15 protein-coding genes and 1 pseudogene are annotated in these 17,007 nt (G+C 69.0%); 7 read left to right on the top strand and 9 right to left on the bottom strand.

Features of this window, described 5'->3' with window-relative positions:
* Positions 1–13 precede the first annotated feature (13 nt).
* The gene (locus tag ASF45_RS20500; RefSeq protein WP_056666920.1) at positions 14–967 is read right to left on the bottom strand and encodes a LysR family transcriptional regulator; all 954 of its coding nucleotides are present in this window, start codon (positions 965–967) and stop codon (positions 14–16) included.
* Positions 968–1,089: 122 nt separating this feature from the next.
* Between ASF45_RS20500 and ASF45_RS20495 the strand changes: the two genes are divergently transcribed.
* The 3 genes from ASF45_RS20495 (at position 1,090) to ASF45_RS20485 (ending at position 3,198) form a co-directional block, all read left to right on the top strand.
* Positions 1,090–1,791, top strand: a complete 702-nt coding sequence (locus ASF45_RS20495; RefSeq protein ID WP_056666917.1) for a pirin family protein — start codon at positions 1,090–1,092, stop codon at positions 1,789–1,791.
* 68 nt (positions 1,792–1,859) lie between these two features.
* The gene (locus ASF45_RS20490; protein ID WP_056666914.1) at positions 1,860–2,279 is read left to right on the top strand and encodes a DoxX family protein; all 420 of its coding nucleotides are present in this window, start codon (positions 1,860–1,862) and stop codon (positions 2,277–2,279) included.
* Positions 2,280–2,319: 40 nt separating this feature from the next.
* Positions 2,320–3,198 (top strand): pirin family protein, encoded by an 879-nt coding sequence (locus ASF45_RS20485; protein WP_056666909.1) that lies wholly within the window; start codon positions 2,320–2,322, stop codon positions 3,196–3,198.
* A gap of 28 nt (positions 3,199–3,226) precedes the next feature.
* On the opposite strand, the pseudogene ASF45_RS34710 reads toward ASF45_RS20485, so the two are convergent.
* Both ASF45_RS34710 and ASF45_RS20480 read right to left on the bottom strand, forming a co-directional pair.
* Positions 3,227–4,068, bottom strand: a pseudogene (locus ASF45_RS34710) (PhzF family phenazine biosynthesis protein).
* A gap of 51 nt (positions 4,069–4,119) precedes the next feature.
* On the bottom strand, positions 4,120–4,749 hold the full coding sequence (locus ASF45_RS20480; protein WP_056667083.1) for a LysE family translocator: 630 nt from the start codon (positions 4,747–4,749) through the stop codon (positions 4,120–4,122).
* Between the two features lie 129 nt (positions 4,750–4,878).
* Between ASF45_RS20480 and ASF45_RS20475 the strand changes: the two genes are divergently transcribed.
* On the top strand, positions 4,879–6,222 hold the full coding sequence (locus ASF45_RS20475; protein WP_056667079.1) for a PLP-dependent aminotransferase family protein: 1,344 nt from the start codon (positions 4,879–4,881) through the stop codon (positions 6,220–6,222).
* Between the two features lie 63 nt (positions 6,223–6,285).
* On the opposite strand, the gene ASF45_RS20470 is transcribed toward ASF45_RS20475, so the two are convergent.
* The 5 genes from ASF45_RS20470 to ASF45_RS20450 all read right to left on the bottom strand — a co-directional run bounded on the left by ASF45_RS20470 (position 6,286) and on the right by ASF45_RS20450 (position 11,403).
* Entirely contained in the window at positions 6,286–7,797 is a 1,512-nt protein-coding gene (locus ASF45_RS20470) for a tripartite tricarboxylate transporter permease (RefSeq protein WP_056666906.1), read from the bottom strand.
* Between the two features lie 192 nt (positions 7,798–7,989).
* Complete coding sequence (locus ASF45_RS20465; RefSeq protein ID WP_056667076.1) at positions 7,990–8,475, bottom strand: tripartite tricarboxylate transporter TctB family protein; 486 nt, start codon at positions 8,473–8,475, stop codon at positions 7,990–7,992.
* Positions 8,476–8,591: 116 nt separating this feature from the next.
* A complete protein-coding gene (locus ASF45_RS20460) occupies positions 8,592–9,959 on the bottom strand; it encodes a HAMP domain-containing sensor histidine kinase (RefSeq protein ID WP_056666904.1) in 1,368 nt (455 codons plus the stop codon).
* Positions 9,956–10,645, bottom strand: a complete 690-nt coding sequence (locus tag ASF45_RS20455; RefSeq protein WP_056666900.1) for a response regulator transcription factor — start codon at positions 10,643–10,645, stop codon at positions 9,956–9,958. Before ASF45_RS20455 ends, ASF45_RS20460 begins: the two co-directional genes overlap by 4 nt.
* Positions 10,645–11,403 carry a sulfurtransferase gene (locus ASF45_RS20450; protein ID WP_056666897.1) on the bottom strand — a complete coding sequence of 253 codons (759 nt, stop codon included), beginning with the start codon at positions 11,401–11,403 and terminating at the stop codon, positions 10,645–10,647. Before ASF45_RS20450 ends, ASF45_RS20455 begins: the two co-directional genes overlap by 1 nt.
* A 22-nt stretch (positions 11,404–11,425) precedes the next feature.
* On the opposite strand from ASF45_RS20450, the gene ASF45_RS20445 reads away from it, so the two are divergent.
* Positions 11,426–12,115 (top strand): DUF599 domain-containing protein, encoded by a 690-nt coding sequence (locus ASF45_RS20445; RefSeq protein WP_056666893.1) that lies wholly within the window; start codon positions 11,426–11,428, stop codon positions 12,113–12,115.
* Between the two features lies 1 nt (position 12,116).
* On the opposite strand, the gene ASF45_RS20440 is transcribed toward ASF45_RS20445, so the two are convergent.
* On the bottom strand, positions 12,117–12,503 hold the full coding sequence (locus tag ASF45_RS20440) for a MarR family winged helix-turn-helix transcriptional regulator (protein WP_235580981.1): 387 nt from the start codon (positions 12,501–12,503) through the stop codon (positions 12,117–12,119).
* A gap of 119 nt (positions 12,504–12,622) precedes the next feature.
* Here ASF45_RS20440 and ASF45_RS20435 point away from each other — a divergent pair, with 119 nt between their 5' ends.
* Both ASF45_RS20435 and dnaE read left to right on the top strand, forming a co-directional pair.
* Complete coding sequence (locus tag ASF45_RS20435; protein WP_082551153.1) at positions 12,623–13,366, top strand: siderophore-interacting protein; 744 nt, start codon at positions 12,623–12,625, stop codon at positions 13,364–13,366.
* Between the two features lie 24 nt (positions 13,367–13,390).
* Positions 13,391–16,912: a DNA polymerase III subunit alpha gene (gene dnaE, locus ASF45_RS20430; RefSeq protein ID WP_056666887.1), complete on the top strand. Its 3,522-nt coding sequence runs from the start codon at positions 13,391–13,393 to the stop codon at positions 16,910–16,912.
* The last annotated feature ends 95 nt before the right edge of the window (positions 16,913–17,007 follow it).

Genomic DNA, 17,007 nt, shown 5'->3' with positions numbered 1-17,007 from the left:
CGGCACACCCGCATCAACCCGCATGCGGTGCATTGAGCAGGGCGGCGCGCGTGGCCGGGCTCTCCAGTTGCTGCAGCCACCACTGCACGGCGCGGCCCAGGCCCAGTCCGCTGGATGCGGCATGCCAGGCATAGCCCACGTCGACCACGCGCTCGGGCTGCTGCACCCGGCGCGCCACCAGGCGGCCGGTGTCGATGTAGGGGCGGGCCAGGTTCTCGGGCAGGAAGCCGCAGCCCAGGCCGCGCAGCTGGGCCTCGAGCTTGGCGCGCATGGTGGGAACAGTCAGCACGTCCTGCCCGCCCAAGAGGCCCAGCGTGACGTTGGCGCGCTGGGCCGAATCGGCCACGGCCACGGCACGGTGCTGCTGCACCAGCGCATCGGCCAACGGTTCGGCGGCCTGCGCCAGCGGGTGGTGCGGGGCCATGGCGTAGACGAAACGCATCTTGCCGAGCGGGCGGACCTGCAGGTCGCGGATCGCGCCGCCCTGGGTCACGACGCCGATGGCCAGGTCGGCCTGGCCCGTGACGAGGGCTTCCAGCGTGCCGGACAGCACCTCCTCGCGGAGCTTCAGCCGCGTGGGCGGCGCGATCGCATAGAAGGCCTCGCACAGGTCCAGCATGGTGGTGCGCGAGATCACGCTGTCCACGGCCAGCGTGAGCTGCGGCTCCCAACCCGTGGCCACGCGGCGCACGCGGTTGGCCACGGCGTCGATCTCGTGCAGCAGGCGCTGGCCTTCGCGCATGAGCTCGGCGCCGGCCTCGGTCAGCCGGGCCTGGCGCGAGCTGCGGTCGAACAGCAGCACGTCCAGCGCGTCCTCGATCTGGCGCACGCGGTAGGTCAGCGCGCTGGGCACCAGGCCAAGCGCACGGGCGGCCGCGGCGAAGCTGCCGGAGCTCGAGATGGCCTGCAGCATGGCCAGGGCATCGGGCGTCAGCACGTCGCGGGGGCTGGGGGGATGGCTGGGCATGGCTGATTCAGTTGGTTTGAATGATGACGCGAATCCTCGTGCATTGTCTTTGAATGGACGACACCTAAAGTTCTGTCCATGCGCTGCTTGTGGCGCACGTCGAGATCCCAAAGGAGTCCACCATGCTGACACTGCGCAAATCCGCCGACCGGGGCCACGCCGACCACGGCTGGCTCAAGTCCCACCACAGCTTCTCGTTCGCGGGCTACTACGACCCGGCGCACATGGGCTGGGGCAACCTGCGCGTGATCAACGAAGACCGCGTCGCCCCGGGCAAGGGCTTCGGCACGCACGGCCACCGCGACATGGAGATCATCAGCTACGTGCTGGAGGGCAACCTCGCGCACAAGGACACGCTGGGCAACGTCAAGGGCATCCCGCCCGGCGACGTGCAGCGCATGAGCGCCGGCACCGGCGTGATGCACAGCGAGTTCAACCATGCGCCGGACCAGACCACGCACTTCCTGCAGATCTGGATCGAGCCGGCGAAGAACGGCATCGCGCCGAGCTACGAGCAAAAGCACTTCGACGCCGCCGACAAGCGCGGCCGGCTGCGGCTGGTGGCCTCGCCCGACGGTGCCGATGGCTCGGTCACGGTGCATGCCGATGCCGCGCTGTACGCCGGACTGTTCGACGGCGCCGAGACCGCCACGCTGGCGCTGGACCCGGCCCGCAAGGGCTACGTGCACCTGGTGCGCGGCGAGCTGACCGTCAACGGCCAGCGCCTGTCCGGCGGCGACGCGGCCCTGCTGGCCGGGGAGTCGGAGTTGCGCCTGGCCGACGGCAAGGACGCCGAGGTGCTGGTCTTCGACCTGGCGGCCTGATACTGCGCAGGCCCGCGCGCCATGGGGCGCGCGGGCCGTCTTCCCGACCAACCCACAAGGAGTACGCCATGAACACCCATCCCATCCCCCCGAGTCCGGCACAGGACGCGCTGGCCCTGGTCGGCCGCATCCTCATCGCCGTGCTGTTCATCCCGGCCGGTTTCGGCAAGCTGACCGGTTTCGCCGGCACCGTGGGCTACATCGGCTCGGCCGGCCTGCCGCTGCCGCAGGTGGGCGCGGCGCTGGCCATCGTGGTCGAGCTGGGCCTGGGCCTGGCGCTGCTGGTCGGCTTCAAGACGCGGCTCGCGGCACTGGTGCTGGCGGTGTTCACGCTGGCGGCCTCGTTCTTCTTCCACAACTACTGGGCGGTGCCGGCCGACAAGGCCATGGTGCAGCAGCTCATGTTCATGAAGAACGTGGCGATCGCGGGTGGCCTGCTGGCGTTCGTGGCCTTCGGTGCCGGCCGCTTCAGCGTGGACCGGCGCTGACTACACTGGCGCGATCGACGATGCCTGGGGAGTAGCACGCATGCCCATCGAACTGCTGTTGAACGGACACGACAAAGACCTGGGCGGCGGTTTCGCCGTGCGCCGGCTGCTGCCGGCGGCCAAGCGCCAGGCCGTCGGGCCCTTCCTGTTCTTCGACCACTTCGGCCCGGCCGAGCAGCGGCCCGAGGACAACCACGATGTGCGGCCGCATCCGCACATTGGCCTGGCCACCGTGACCTACCTGTTCGAAGGTGCGATCTTCCACCGCGACAGCCTGGGGTCGGAGCAGGAGATCCAGCCTGGCGCCATCAACTGGATGACGGCCGGGCGCGGCATCGCGCATTCCGAACGCCGGCCGGCGCGGCTGGCGCAGCAGCCCTATGTGAACCATGGCCTGCAGCTGTGGGCGGCGCTGCCGGAGGAGCACGAGCGCACCGAACCGAGCTTCGAGCACACGCCGGCCGCCAGCATCCCGGCGCTGGAGGTGGACGGCGTGCAGGTGCGCGTCTTGATCGGCCACGCCTTCGGCAAGGTCTCGCCCGTGACCACGTTCTCCGAGACCGTGTACCTGGACGTGGCGCTCAAGGGTGGCACCAGCTTTGTGCTGCCGCCGCTGGCGCCCGAGCTGGCGGTCTATGCGGTCGACCATGCCCTGACCGTGGACGGCCACGAGGTGGCGCCGCGCCAATTGGCCGTGCTGCGGCCCGGGGCCGGCGTGGCCATCCACAGCACGGCGCCGGCGCGCGTGGCCGTGATCGGCGGCGCGCCGCTGGGCCACCGCCACATGTGGTGGAACTTCGTGGCCAGCCGCAAGGAGAGCATCGTGCAGGCCGCCGACGACTGGGAGGCCGGCCGCTTCGGCCGCGTGCCGGGCGAAAGCGAGTTCATTCCCTTGCCCGAGCGCCGCTTCACGGCCTGAGGGAAGCTCCCACATGGCCGGCGTGCCGTCAGAGCTGCAGCACGCCCTGGACGTGGCTGCGTGTCGCCCCCCGACCCAGACCTGGCCGGCCTGGTCGCGGCCCAGGTGGATGCGGCCCCGCCGGCCCAGCCGCGTGCCCTGCGCCGCAACGTAGTCGCGCTGTGCCACGCCGCTGGCGAACAGCCACTGCGCCAGCGAGGCATTGAGGCTGCCCGTCACGGGGTCCTCGACGATGGCGCCCCGGTGGTCCGAGAAGAAGGCGCGCACCTCGAAGGCCGCGTCTGCGCCCGCGGGGTGTGGGCCGACCACGCCGACATCGATGCGGCCGGGCCAGCGTCGCGCCGGTTCCAGGGCCAGCACCTGCTCGGCCGAGGCCAGCCGGATGCCCAGCCAGCCGGGTCCGTTGTCGACCCAGGCCGCATCGAGGACATCGCGGGCACCGATCCCCAGCATCCGCAGCGCCGCGTCGAGCGCATCGGGTGCGGGCGTGCCGCTGCGGATCAGCGGCGGTGCGGCGAATGCGAGACGGCCGTGGTCGTGCCGGATGGGCACCAGGCCCGCACCGCATTCCTGGATGAACTGCGCCGCGCCCGCAGATGCGCCCTGCGTGGCCAGCCAGGCGTGGCAGCTGCCGAGCGTGGGGTGGCCAGCGAAAGGCATCTCCCGGTCCAGCGTGAAGATCCTGACCCGGTAGTGCGCCTGCGGGTGCGCGGGCGCCAGCAGGAAGGCCGTCTCCGAGAGGTTGAACCAGCGCGTCAGGCGCTGCATGTCGCCCGTGCTGAAGGCGTCGGCGCCGGAGACGACCGCCAGCGGATTGCCCGACAGCGGGCCGGTGCCGAAGACGTCCACGAAATGGATGGACTGGGTCATGGTGTCGTTGCTTGTCGGGGGAGGCATGGTGATGGTCCGGGAGCCGGCGCCTCAGCTGCGCCAGAACAGCAGCTTCAGCCCGGCAAGCGCGAACACCGCTGAGAGCGTGCCTTCTATCCGGCGCCGCCACCGCGCGTAGAGGGCGGTCATCGAGGCCGTCGAGAAGGCGATGGCGTAGCCGCCGAACACCAGGATGCCGAGGCCCACACAGCCACCCACGATCGTCGGCAAGCCGCCCGCCGGGGCACCCGCCTGGACGCCCAGCGAGATGATCGCTGTCCAGGACAGGATGGCCTTGGGGTTGCCGATGTGCATGAGCATGCCCTGGCGGTAGAGCAAGCCATAGCGCCAGGGCCCTTTGTCCGTGCGCGGCGCCGGCATGGCGCTGGCCGGGCCCATGGCCGACCTGCCCGCGCGCACAGCCAGGTACAGCAGATAGGCGCCGCCGGCCATCTTGACCAGCCAGAGCGCCTGGGCATCTGCGGCCAGCAGCGCGGAGACGCCGGTTGCTGCCAGGACCGCCCAGAACAAGGAGCCGCTGACCACGCCGGCCGCCAGTGCGAGCGCGGGGCGGCGGCCGTCGCGCATCGCCGTGCCCATGATGGCCATGTTGCTCGGCCCCGGGCTGGCGGTGGCGATGAGGTAGGTTCCATAGACGAGTGCGGTCTGGCTGACGGCCATGCTGTGCTCCATCGGGTCGGGTTGTCGCCGCATCGGCGTGGATGGCTGCTCGCAAGCAACTGTGCTGACGATACACTCTTGAAGAATCTCAATAGTGTCTCGTGACACTTGTTTTTCGAGGCCGAGAACATGCTGCTGCGCTCCCCCTGGACGCCCCGTCTTGCCAGCACTGGCGCGAGCGCCGGCGAGCGGCTGGCGTTGGCGTTGGCCGACGACATCGTCGAAGGGCGCCTGGCCGGTGGCGACCGCCTGCCTGCGCACCGGGAGCTTGCGAAGTCGCTGCAGATCGGCCTGGGCACGGTGACCAAGGCCTATGCCGTCCTGGAACGCAGAGGCCTGACACGCAGCGTCAAAGGCCGTGGGACCTTCGTCGCGATCGACCGGTCGCAACGCGACCGGCAGATCGACCTCTCCACCAACGCACCACCGGCCGCGCTCCACGCCCGCGTCCTGGCGCGCACCCTGGCGGCCATCGCCCGCCGGGTCGACGTGGACCACGTCACGCTGTATGCACCGCCCGGTGGCCACCTGGAACACCGCCGCGTTCTCGCCCGCTGGCTGGAGGCGATCGGGCTGGCCGTCGATCCCGCGCACCTGGTGCTGACCAGCGGTGCACGCCAGGCGCTGTCAGTGGCCTTCGACCTGGTGTGCGGCCGTGCAGGCCTGCTGCTGACCGAGCGGATCACCTACCCCGGCGCGATCGCGCTGGCGCGGCGCGCGGGCTACCGGATGCAGGGCGTGGAGATCGACGCCGAGGGGATGGTGCCGCAGGCGCTCGCACAGGCGCTGCGCGCAGCCGGGCCCGCCGGCCCCAGGGCGGTCTACCTCACGCCCACGCTGCACAACCCGACGACGGCCACCATGTCCGCGCCGCGCCGGCAGGCCATCGTGGAGGTCTGCCGCCAGGCGGGCGCATGGATCGTCGAAGACGCTGTGTATGCGGCTGCGTTCCCCGACTTGCCCCAGCTGGCTGCGCTGGCGCCCGACATCGCACTGCACGTGAATGGGCTGTCCAAATCGCTGGTGCCGGGCCTGCAGATCGGCGTGCTGGCATTGCCGGCCGGGCTGCGCGATGCCGCGCAAGCGCTGTTGCAGGACCTGCCCATGGCCCCTTCGGCGCTCTCCTGCGCCGTGGTCGACGAATGGCTGGCCACCGGTGTGATCGCCACCATCCAGCGGGACCTGCGCCATGAGGCCCAGCGGCGCGCCAGGCTGGCCGCCGCGCTGCTCGGCGCAGACGGTCTCGTCTGGCATCCCGAGGCCTACAACGCCTGGCTGGCCATGCCACGCGATGCCGCCGATGGTGTCGTCTCCGCGGCGGCGGCCATCGGCCTGAAGCTGACACCGCCACAGGCCATGATGGTGTGCGAGGACGACAGCGCCAGCGGTCTGCGGATCTGCCTGGGCGGCCCCCGCTTCGAAGAACTGACCGACGCCCTGGGGCACCTGGCGGCGCTGCTGGCGCGCGCCTGAGGCCCGGCCGCGTGGGCGCTGCGCGGTACGGCATGCGCGGGCTGGGCGCCCAGGGCAGGGCCGTCAGTCCTCGACGAAGGCCTCCTCGCGCTTGGACTTGACCGAGGGCAGCAGCACCACGATCAGCAGCACGGCAGCAATGGCCAGCAGCGAGGCCGACAACGGGCGCGTGACGAACACGCCCCAGTCGCCGCGCGACAGCAGCAGCGCGCGGCGCAGGTTCTCTTCCATCATCGGCCCCAAAATCAGACCCAGCAGCAGCGGCGCGGGTTCGCAGCCGAGCTTGTGGAACAGGTAGCCGACGATGCCGAAGATGGCGACCATCCAGATCTCGAAGCTGTTGTTGTTCTCCGAGTACACGCCCACCGCGCAGAACAGCACGATGGCCGGGAACAGCCACTTGTACGGAATCGTCAGCAGCTTGATCCAGACGCCGATCAGCGGCAGGTTCAGGATGATCAGCATGGCGTTGCCGATCCACATCGAGGCGATCAGGCCCCAGAACAGCTCGGGGTTGCTGGTCATGACCTGCGGGCCCGGCTGGATGTTGTGGATGGTCATGGCACCGACCATCAGCGCCATCACCGCGTTGGGCGGGATGCCCAGCGTCAGCAGCGGGATGAAGGAGGTCTGCGCGCCGGCGTTGTTGGCCGATTCGGGCCCGGCCACGCCGCGGATGTTGCCCTGGCCGAACGGCACTTCGCCGGCCTTGAGCTTGGTGCGCTTCTCGATGGTGTAGGACGCGAAGGCCGACAGCAGGGCGCCGCCGCCGGGCAGGATGCCCAGGGCCGAACCCAGCGCGGTGCCGCGCAGCACGGCGGGCGTCATGCGCTTGAAGTCTTCCTTCGTCGGCATCAGGCCCGTGACCTTGGCCGTGAAGACCTCGCGCTCAGCTTCGGACTTGCCCAGGTTGGCGATGATTTCGCCGTAGCCGAACACGCCCATGGCGATCGCGATGAAGCTGATGCCGTCGGTCAGTTCCGGGATGTCGAAGCTGTAGCGCGCCACACCCGAGTTCACGTCGGTGCCGACCAGGCCGAAGGCCAGGCCCAGGAGGATCATGGCGATGGCCTTGAGCAGCGAGCCCGAGGCCAGCACCACGGCACCAATCAGGCCCAGCACCATCAGCGAGAAGTACTCGGCCGGGCCGAACTTGAAGGCCACCTCGGTCAGCGGCGGTGCGAAGGCGGCCAGGATCAGCGTGCCCACGCAGCCCGCGAAGAACGAGCCCAGGCCGGCCGCGGCCAGCGCGGGCCCGGCCCGCCCCTTGCGCGCCATCTGGTAGCCGTCGATCACGGTCACGACGGATGAGGCTTCCCCGGGCAGGTTGACCAGGATGGCCGTGGTCGATCCGCCGTATTGCGCGCCGTAGTAGATGCCGGCCAGCATGATCAGCGCCGCCACCGGGGGCAGGGCGTAGGTGGCGGGCAGCAGCATGGCGATGGTGGCCACCGGGCCGATGCCGGGCAGCACGCCGATCAGCGTGCCCAGCAGGCAGCCGACGAAGGCATAGGCGAGGTTCTGGAAGGTGAACGCGACGCCGAAGCCGATGGAAAGGTTGTCGATCAGATCCATGTCAGTGATGCATTGCGCTGCGCGCGGCTTGAAATGTGGGGAGCGATGGCACGCCGGCAGCAGTGCCGACGGCCGCGGAGCAGGCCATGCCAGTGCACCCGCGGAACGGGCTCTGCCCGGCCGCTGGGTGCGCCCCTTGAGGGGTATGGGGTGGCTACACGAAGTGAGCCAGCCAAACGGGGTGGTTTCATTTCAGGCGATGAAGGTCGGCCAGATGGGGAAGTTGAGCTTCAGCGCGAGTTCGAAGGCGACGTAGCTGCCGATGGCCAGCACGGTGGCCAGGATGGCCACGCTCTTCTTGTTGAACTGCTCGCCCGCCATGCTGGCGATGAAGGTCAGCGCGTAGATCGCGACGATCAGGCCCATGGCCGGGATGCCCAGCGACGGCAGACCTGCCAGCAGCACGCCGAAGGCGAGGTTGGCGCCGATCACGTAGCACAGCGGCTTCCAGGCGATCCTGCCGATCGGGTCGCCGTCGGCGCCGCCATGGCGCAGGGCATTGAACATGATCAGCGAGCCGAGGACCGCGATCATCACGCCCACGATCAGCGGAAAGTAGCCCGGGCCCATGCGCGCGGCGTCACCGACCGTGTAGCTCGTCGCGCCCCAGGCGAACGCGACGCCGAACGCACTGAACATGGCGCCCGCATAAAAGTCTCTCTGGCTCTTGATTCCCAAAATTGCCTCCTGCGTGTGGGGAACGGCGCCATGGCGGCGCGCGGGGCGATCGTAGGAATGCCGCTCCTCGCCGTGCATGACGAGAAGATGAATGTTTGGTTAGGTTTGCGGGCCGGTCAGCCGGCCGGCAGTTTCAGGCGCGCGCGCAGGCCGGGGGCAGCGTCTTCGAACGTGAGGCTGGCGCCATGCAGCTGGGCGATGGCGCCCACGCTGGCCAGGCCCAGGCCGGTGCCGGGCAGGCGCTCGTCGAGCCGGAAGAAGCGCTGGCCCAGTCGGGCCAGTGCGGCGGCCGGCACGCCGGGCCCGTTGTCGCAGACCGTGATCTCGACGCTGTCGTCCCTGGCGCGCACGGCCACCTCCACGCGCGCGTCCGGCGTCTGTGCGCTGTACTTGAGCGCGTTGTCCACGAGGTTGGCGATGGCGCTGGCCAGGAGGTCGCGGTCGCCCAGCACCTGGGCCGGGTCGTCGCCGAGCAGGCGCAGCGTGCAGCCCTGGTCCTCGGCGACGGCGGCGTAGAGCTCGACCACGTCGGCCGCAATGGCCTGCAGCGACTGCGGCGTGAACTGCTGGCGCTGCGCGCCGGCCTCGGCCTCGGCGATCTGCAGCAGCTTGTGGAACACGGTGTTGAGCTGTTCGAGCTCGCGGATGGTGGCGGCGCTGGCGGCGCGCAGCGCTGCAGCGTCGCTGCCTGCGCGCTGGGCCTCGTGCAGCCGGGCCAGTGCACGCGTGAGCGGCGTGCGCAGGTTGTGGGCGATCGTGTCGGAGACATGGCGCACGCCCTGCATGAGGCCTTCGATGCGGTCCAGCATGCGGTTGATGTCGTGCTCCAGCAGTGCGAACTCGTCGTCGCGCTCGGAGGGTTGCACGCGCTCGGCGAGCTGGCCGGCCGCGACCTGGGCTGCGGTCTTGCGCAGCGCGCCGATGCGCTGCTCCAGCAGGTCGCGGAACAAATAGGTGCCACCGACGACGAGCAACAGCGCGAGGAAGGTCGCGGCCTTGATCGCATCGCCGACCAGCTCGGCCATCTGCAGCTGCTCGCTGCGGTCGTGGCCGACCACCAGGCGCGAGCCGTCGGGCAACTTGCGCGTGGTCAGGTAGCCGGGCGAGGGGTGGCCGCTGCGCAGCAGGGTCTGCTCCTCGATGTCGCTGCCCGAGGCCGGCGGGTCGGCGAAGCGCGTGCTGCCGGCGATGCGCCGGCCTTCGGCGTCCAGCAGCACCAGCAGTTCGCGGTCGGAGTCCTGGCCGTCGCCCAGCGATTCCTCGATGGCCTGCACCAGGGCGGCGCGGCCGCCCTGGTCGAAGCGTGCTTCCAGCTGCTGCGTGGTGCTGGCGATCTGGCGCAGCGTGCGCTGCTCCAGCAGCACCACGGTGCGGATGTAGAACACCGACAGCGTGATGACCATGGTCAGCATGGCCATGCCGGCGAAGGCCAGCGCGAGACGGAACGCGGCCGAGTGCCGCCAGACGCGGCGCTTTTTCCTCATCCCGGCGGCTGGGCCGCCAGCTGGTAGCCGGCGCCGCGCACGGTGTGGATCAGCGGCTGGCCGAAGCCGTGGTCGATCTTCTTGCGCAGGCGGTTGATGTGCACGTCGATGACGTTGGTCTGCGGGTCGAACTGGTAGTCCCAGACCGACTCGAGCAGCATGGTGCGCGTGAGCACCTGGCCGGCGTTGGACATCAGAAAGGCCAGCAGCCGGAACTCGCGCGGCTGCAGCGCAATCGGCTGGCCGGCGCGCTCCACGCCGCGCGTCATGAGGTCGATGCGCAGGTCGGCCACCTGCAGGTGGCGCACCTCGGGCGCGCTGCCCGAGCGGCGCACCAGCGCCTCGAGCCGGGCCGCGAGTTCGGAGAAGGCGAAGGGCTTGGTCAGGTAGTCGTCGCCGCCGGCCTTGAGGCCACGGATGCGCTCGTCGACAGCGGACAGCGCGCTGAGCACCAGCACCGGCGTCTTCTTGCCCAGGCGGCGCAGCGTGCCGAGGATGGCCAGGCCGTCCACGTCGCCGGGCAGCATGCGGTCGAGCACGACCACGTCCCAGTTTTCTTCCACAGCGCGGGCCAGGCCCGTCACGCCGTCGCGGCAGTGCACGACGGCATGGCCGAGTTCACGCAGGCCGGTGGCGATGTAGCGGGCGTGCTCGGGCTCGTCCTCGATGACCAGGCAGCGCCACATCAGGCGGCGGCGGAGGGATCGGGCTGCAGCGCGCTGTCGACGGCGCGGCGCTCGTCGAACACGAAGCAGCCGCCGCGGTAGTGCTTGCCGTCGGTTTCCTCGAAGTACTTGAGGATGCCGCCTTCGAGCTGGTAGACATGCGTGAGGCCCGCGGCGCGCATGAGCATGGCGGCCTTCTCGCAGCGGATGCCGCCCGTGCAGTAGCTGACCACGGTCTTGCCTTCGAGCTCGGCCTGGTGCGCGGCCAGCGCGGCCGGGAATTCGCTGAACTTGGCGATGCGCCAGTCGATCGCGTTCTCGAAACCGCCGCAGTCCACCTCGAAGGCGTTGCGCGTGTCCAGCGTGACGACCGGGCGGCCCTCGTCATCCACACCGGTGTCCAGCCAGCGGCGCACGGTGGCAGCGGGCACGGCCGGGGCACGGCCGCCGTCGGCGCTGAAGTCGGGGCGGATCTGCGGCTGGTCCATGCGGATGATCTCGCGCTTGACCTTGACCAGCATCTTGCGGAAGGGCTGGGCTTCGGACCAGCTTTCCTTGGGCGCGATGTCGGCGAAGCGCGCGTCGGCGTGCAGCAGCGCCAAGAAGGCGCGCACATCGGCCTCGGGGCCGGCCACGAACAGGTTGATGCCTTCCTCGGCCAGCAGCACGGTGCCCTTGAGCTGATGCTGCGTGGCGCAGGCCAGCAGCCGCTCGCGCAGCGCGGCGGCATCGGGCAGGGGGACGAATTTGTAGGCGGAGATGTTCAGGATGGCAGGCACGGCCGCGATTATCCTTGCCGCCATGACGGCCCTCATGTTTCTGCCCTGGTACGACTGGTTGGCCTTGCTGTGGTTCTTCGGCCTGTGGTTCGGCTATGCGCGGTTCTCGGGCAGCACCTCGCAGGCCACGCTGCTGCAGACCACCAACCGCTACCGCCGCTACTGGATGGAGCAGGCGACCGCGCGCGACCCGCGCGTGCTGGACGGCATCATCGTGCAGGGCCTGTCCAGCAGCCCTTCGTTCTTCGCCTCGACCACCATCATCATCATCGGCGGCCTGCTGGCGCTGCTGGGCGCGACCGACAAGGCGTCGGAGTTCGTGCGCGAGATCCCGTTCGCGGTGCGCACCTCGGTGCTGGTGTTCGACCTCAAGGTGATGCTGCTGGCCAGCATCTTCGTCTACGCCTTCTTCCGCTTCACCTGGTCGATGCGGCAGTACACCTTCGCAGCGCTGGTGATCGGCTCCATGCCCGACCCCGGGGACTTCGCGGCCGGCAAGTTCGACCGCAAGCACTTCGCCGACCGCGCCGGCAAGATGCTGGGCATGGCAGCCGAGACCTTCAACGGCGGCGTGCGCGCCTACTACATGTCGTTCGCGGCGACGGCCTGGTTCTTCTCGTCGCTGGCCTTCGCGGTGGCGACGGCCGCGGTGGTCGTGATCCTGTACAGCCGGGAGTTCCGCTCCGAGGTGCTGCACGTGCTGCGCGACTGATTCAGCCGCCGAGGTTGTCCTGCACGCGGCGCAACAGCGCCAGCAGCTGGGCCCTTTCTTCTTCGGCAAGCCCCACGACCGCCTGGGCCTCCAGCGCCTTGGCCTGCCCGCGCAGCGCGCGCTGGATGGCCTGGCCTTCGGCCGTGAGCTGCAGGCGCACATTGCGCCGGTCGGCCGCATCGGGCTCGCCGTGCAACAGGCCGCGCTCGCGCAGGCCCTTGATGAGCCGCGCGAGCTGGGCCTTGTCGCGGCCCGTGTGCTGCACCAGGTCGCTCTGTGTGGCGCCGGGGCGGTGGGCGTAGAAGCCCAGCACCTTGCTTTCCATGTGCGTGAGCTCGTGCTGCCCCTGGCGCAAGGCCTGGAACAGCTGCGAGCGGAACTGGTGCATGACCCGGTGCACCAGCTCCAGAACCTCGTCGTTGGCAGGGTCTTGGCGACCCAGACGGTTGACCTTATCAACTGATTCGCGCATGATTGGAGACATTATCAACCATCAACAAGAATCCAATGACTGTTGAAGCCATTGCGCCGCGCCAGGTGCAACGTGTGCGCCACGAAATCAAGCGCCGGGAGCTGCAGGTCGCCCGTGTCGAGACCCTGAGCCCGCAGATGCGCCGCGTGGTGTTGCACGGCGAGGCCCTGACGGATTTCGTGAGCGCCTCCTACGACGACCATGTGAAGATCTTCTTCCCGACGGCCGCTGGGGCGGTGGCGCGCGACTACACGCCGCGCCGTTACGACAACGCGGCGCGCGAGCTCGCCATCGACTTCGCGCTGCACGGCGACGGCCCGGCCGCCGACTGGGCGCGCCAGGCCCAGGCCGGCGATCCGCTGACGGTTGCAGGCCCGCGCGGCTCCTTCGTCGTACCGCTGGACTTCGACTGGTATGTGCTGGTCGGCGACGAGACCGCCTTGCCGGCCGTGGCACGCAGGCTGGAGGAACTGCCGGCCGGCAGCCGCGCCATCGTGCGCCTGCACGTCGCCGCGGCCGACCGCCCGGCGCTGGCCAGCGCCGCCACGCTGGACCTGCAGTGGGCCGACAGCGACGACGCCTTGCTGGACGCCGTGCGCGCGCTCGAATTGCCTGCCGGCCATGGCTACGCCTGGTGCGCGGCCGAAGCCGGAGTGGCTGCCGCCGCGCGCCGCATCCTGGTCGACGAGAAGGGGCACGACCGCAAGGCCATCCGCGCGGCCTCGTATTGGAAGCGCGGTGCCATCGCCCACCACGAGAACCTGGAAGACGCCGGTTGAAGCCCGCCTCCTAGAATCCGGCGGATGTTCGTTCACCTGCGCATCCACACCGAGTTCTCCGTCGTCGACGGCACCAACCGCATCGACGAGCTGGTTCCCAAGGCCGCGGCCGACGGCCAGCCCGCACTGGCCATCACCGACCTGAACAACCTGTTCGGGGCCATCAAGTTCTACAAGGCCGCACGCGGCAAGGGCGTCAAGCCCCTCATCGGCGCCGAGGTGCAGATCGAAGGCCTGGGCCAGGACCCGGCCGCCACCTCGCGCGTGCTGCTGCTGGTGCAGAACCACCAGGGCTACCTGAACCTGTGCGAGCTGCTGGCGCGCGCCTGGACCCAGAACGTGGTCCGCGCCCAGGCGGTCACCAAGCTGGCCTGGCTGCAGGAGCTCCATGCCGGGCTGATCTGTTTGTCGGGCGCGCAGGCCGGCCCGGTGGGCCAGGCCCTGGTGCAGGGCGACGCGTCGCGCGCAGGCAGCGTGGCGCTGCAGCTGGCGGGCATCTTCCCGCACCGCTTCTACATCGAGATCCAGCGCGCGGGCCGGCCGGACGACGAGTCGCACGTGGTCGCCGCCGTGGGGCTGGCCGGCCGCTTGAAGCTGCCCGTGGTTGCCACGCACCCGGTGCAGTTCACGGCAGAGGAGGACTACGAGGCGCACGAGGCCCGGACCTGCATCGCCGAGGGCGAGATCCTGGCCAACCAGCGCCGTGTGCGGCGCTTCACGCGCGAGCAGTACTTCAAGAGCGCGGCCCAGATGCAGGCGCTGTTTGCCGACGTGCCCACGGCCCTGGCCAACACGGTGGAGATCGCCAAGCGCTGCAACCTCACGCTGGTGCTGGGCAAGCCGCAGCTGCCCAACTTCCCGATTCCGCTGGTCAACGGCAAGCAGATGACGGTGGAGGAGTACTTCCGCCACGTCTCGCACGAGGGCCTGGAAGAGCGCCTCGCCCACCTGTACAAGGATCCTGCCCAACGCGACGCCGAGCGGCCACGTTACGTGGAGCGGCTGGAGTTCGAGATCAACACCATCCTCAAGATGGGTTTCCCGGGCTACTTCCTGATCGTGGGCGACTTCATCGGCTGGGCCAAGGTCAACGGCTGCCCGGTCGGGCCGGGCCGGGGCTCTGGCGCGGGCTCGCTGGTGGCCTATGCGCTGAAGATCACCGACCTGGACCCGCTGCACTACAAGCTGCTGTTCGAGCGCTTTCTGAACCCGGAGCGGGTGTCCATGCCCGACTTCGACATCGACTTCTGCCAGAGCAACCGCGACCGCGTGATCGACTACGTGAAGCAGAAGTACGGCAAGGAGGCCGTGAGCCAGATTGCCACCTTCGGCACCATGGCGGCCAAGGCCGCGATCCGCGATGTGGGCCGGGTGATGGACATGAGCTACACCTTCTGCGACGGCATCTCCAAGCTGGTGCCGGCCAAGCCGGGCATGTCTTACACGCTGGCCTATCCGCCCGAGCCCAAGAAGGAGGGCGACAAGAACAACTACGCGCTGGAGCTGGAGCCGCAGCTGTACGAACGCGTGCGCAACGAGGAGGACGTCAAGAACCTCATCGAGATGGCGCAGGCGCTGGAAGGCATGACGCGCAACATCGGCATGCACGCCGGCGGCGTGCTGATCGCGCCGGGCAAGCTCACCGATTTTTGCCCGCTGTACCAGCAGCCGGGCAGCGACTCGGCCGTGAGCCAGTACGACAAGGACGACGTAGAGGCCATCGGCCTCGTGAAATTCGACTTCCTGGGGCTGGCCACGCTGACCATCCTGGAGATCGCGCGCGAGTTCATCGTCAAGCGCCACAAGGGCCAGGAAAACTTCGACTACGCCAACATTCCGTTGGACGACAAGCCGACCTACCGCTTGTTCCAGGAGGGCAAGACCGAGGCCGTGTTCCAGTTTGAAAGCCGCGGCATGCAGGGCATGCTGCGCGACGCCAAGCCCACGCGCCTGGAAGACCTGATCGCGCTGAACGCCTTGTACCGGCCGGGCCCGATGGACCTGATCCCGAGCTTCGTGGCCCGCAAGCACGGCCGCGAGGAGGTGGAGTACCCGCACCCCATGGTGGCCGAGATGCTCAGCGAGACCTACGGCATCATGGTCTACCAGGAGCAGGTGATGCAGACCGCCCAGATCCTGGGCGGCTACTCGCTGGGCGGCGCCGACATGCTGCGCCGGGCCATGGGCAAGAAGAAGGCCGAGGAGATGGCCGAGCACCGGCAGATCTTCCGCGCCGGCGCCGCCAAGAACGGCATCTCGCAGGACAAGGCCGACGAGGTCTTCGACCTGATGGAGAAGTTCGCGGGTTACGGCTTCAACAAGTCGCACGCGGCCGCGTATTCGCTCCTGGCGTACCACACGGGCTGGCTCAAGGTCCACTACACGGCCGAGTTCTTCTGCGCCAACATGACCGTGGAAATGGACGACACCGACAAGCTCAAGGTGTTGTACGAGGATGCGCTCAAGATGGGCATCACGTTCGAGTTCCCGGACGTGAACCGCGGCCGCCATCGCTTCGAACCGGTCACCGACAAGGTCATCCGCTACGGCCTGGGCGCCATCAAGGGCACGGGCCAGCAGGCGATCGAGGCCATCGTCGCAGCGCGCGAGGAGGGCGGCGAATTCAAGAGCCTGTACGACTTCTGCCTGCGCGTGGACCGCACCAAGCTGAACAAGCGCACGCTGGAGGCGCTGATCAAGGCCGGCGCCTTCGACAACCTGCAGCGCAACCGTGCGGCGCTGGTGGCCTCGATCGACCAGGCCTTCGTGTTCGCCAACGTGAGCGCGGCCAACGCCAACCAGCACGGCCTGTTCGACATGGAGGACTCGCATGCGTCCAGCACGCAGGAGCCAGACCTGGTCGAGGCCACGCCCTGGGGTATCAAGGAGCAGTTGGTCTACGAGAAGACGGCCATTGGCTTTTACCTCTCGGGCCATCTGTTCGACGAGGTCGCGCGCGAGGTGCGCCAGTTTGTCAAGCGGCCCTTGAGCGACCTCATCGACACACGCGAGCCGCAACTGTTCGCGGGCATCGTGACCGACCTGCGCGTGATCAACGGCCAGCGCGGAAAACTCGCGCTGTTCAAGCTGGACGACAAGTCCGGCGTGATCGAGGCTCGCGCCGACGAGGCCCTCATCAACCAGCACAAGGACCAGCTCAAGGACGACGAGATGATCGTGGTCATGGGCAAGCTGATGCCTGACCGCTTCACGGGCGGCTTGCAGATGACCGTGCAGCAGGTCTGGGATCTGGCCGGCGCGCGCTGCCGCTTCGGCAAGTTTCTGCGCATCAAGGTCGATCGCACGAACGGGCACAAGCCACCGGCCATCGCCCAGCTGCTGCAGGACTACCCGGCCAAGACCGAGATGTCCGAGCACGGCGAACTGCAGCGTGGCTTGCCGCTGCGGCTGTCGATGATGTTCCCGGGTTTCGTGGCCGAAGACGTGGTGCGTCTGGAGGACCGGCGCTGCTTCCCGACCGATGCCGCCTTGGCCGGCCTGCGGGCGCAGGCGCACGAAGGGCAGGCGACCGTCGTCTACGAATGAGGCATGGTTGTGACTGTTTCGTGAATGACACAAAACAGTCACGAATCGACGGGACACTCGGGCTACATTCGCTGCCCTTTTTGCGTGCCTGAGCT

Source organism: Pseudorhodoferax sp. Leaf265, from assembly GCF_001422365.1.
Taxonomy (GTDB): domain Bacteria; phylum Pseudomonadota; class Gammaproteobacteria; order Burkholderiales; family Burkholderiaceae_C; genus Pseudorhodoferax.
The sequence above is the reverse complement of the archived record's forward strand: the minus strand, read 5'-3'. Positions and strand labels throughout refer to the sequence as shown.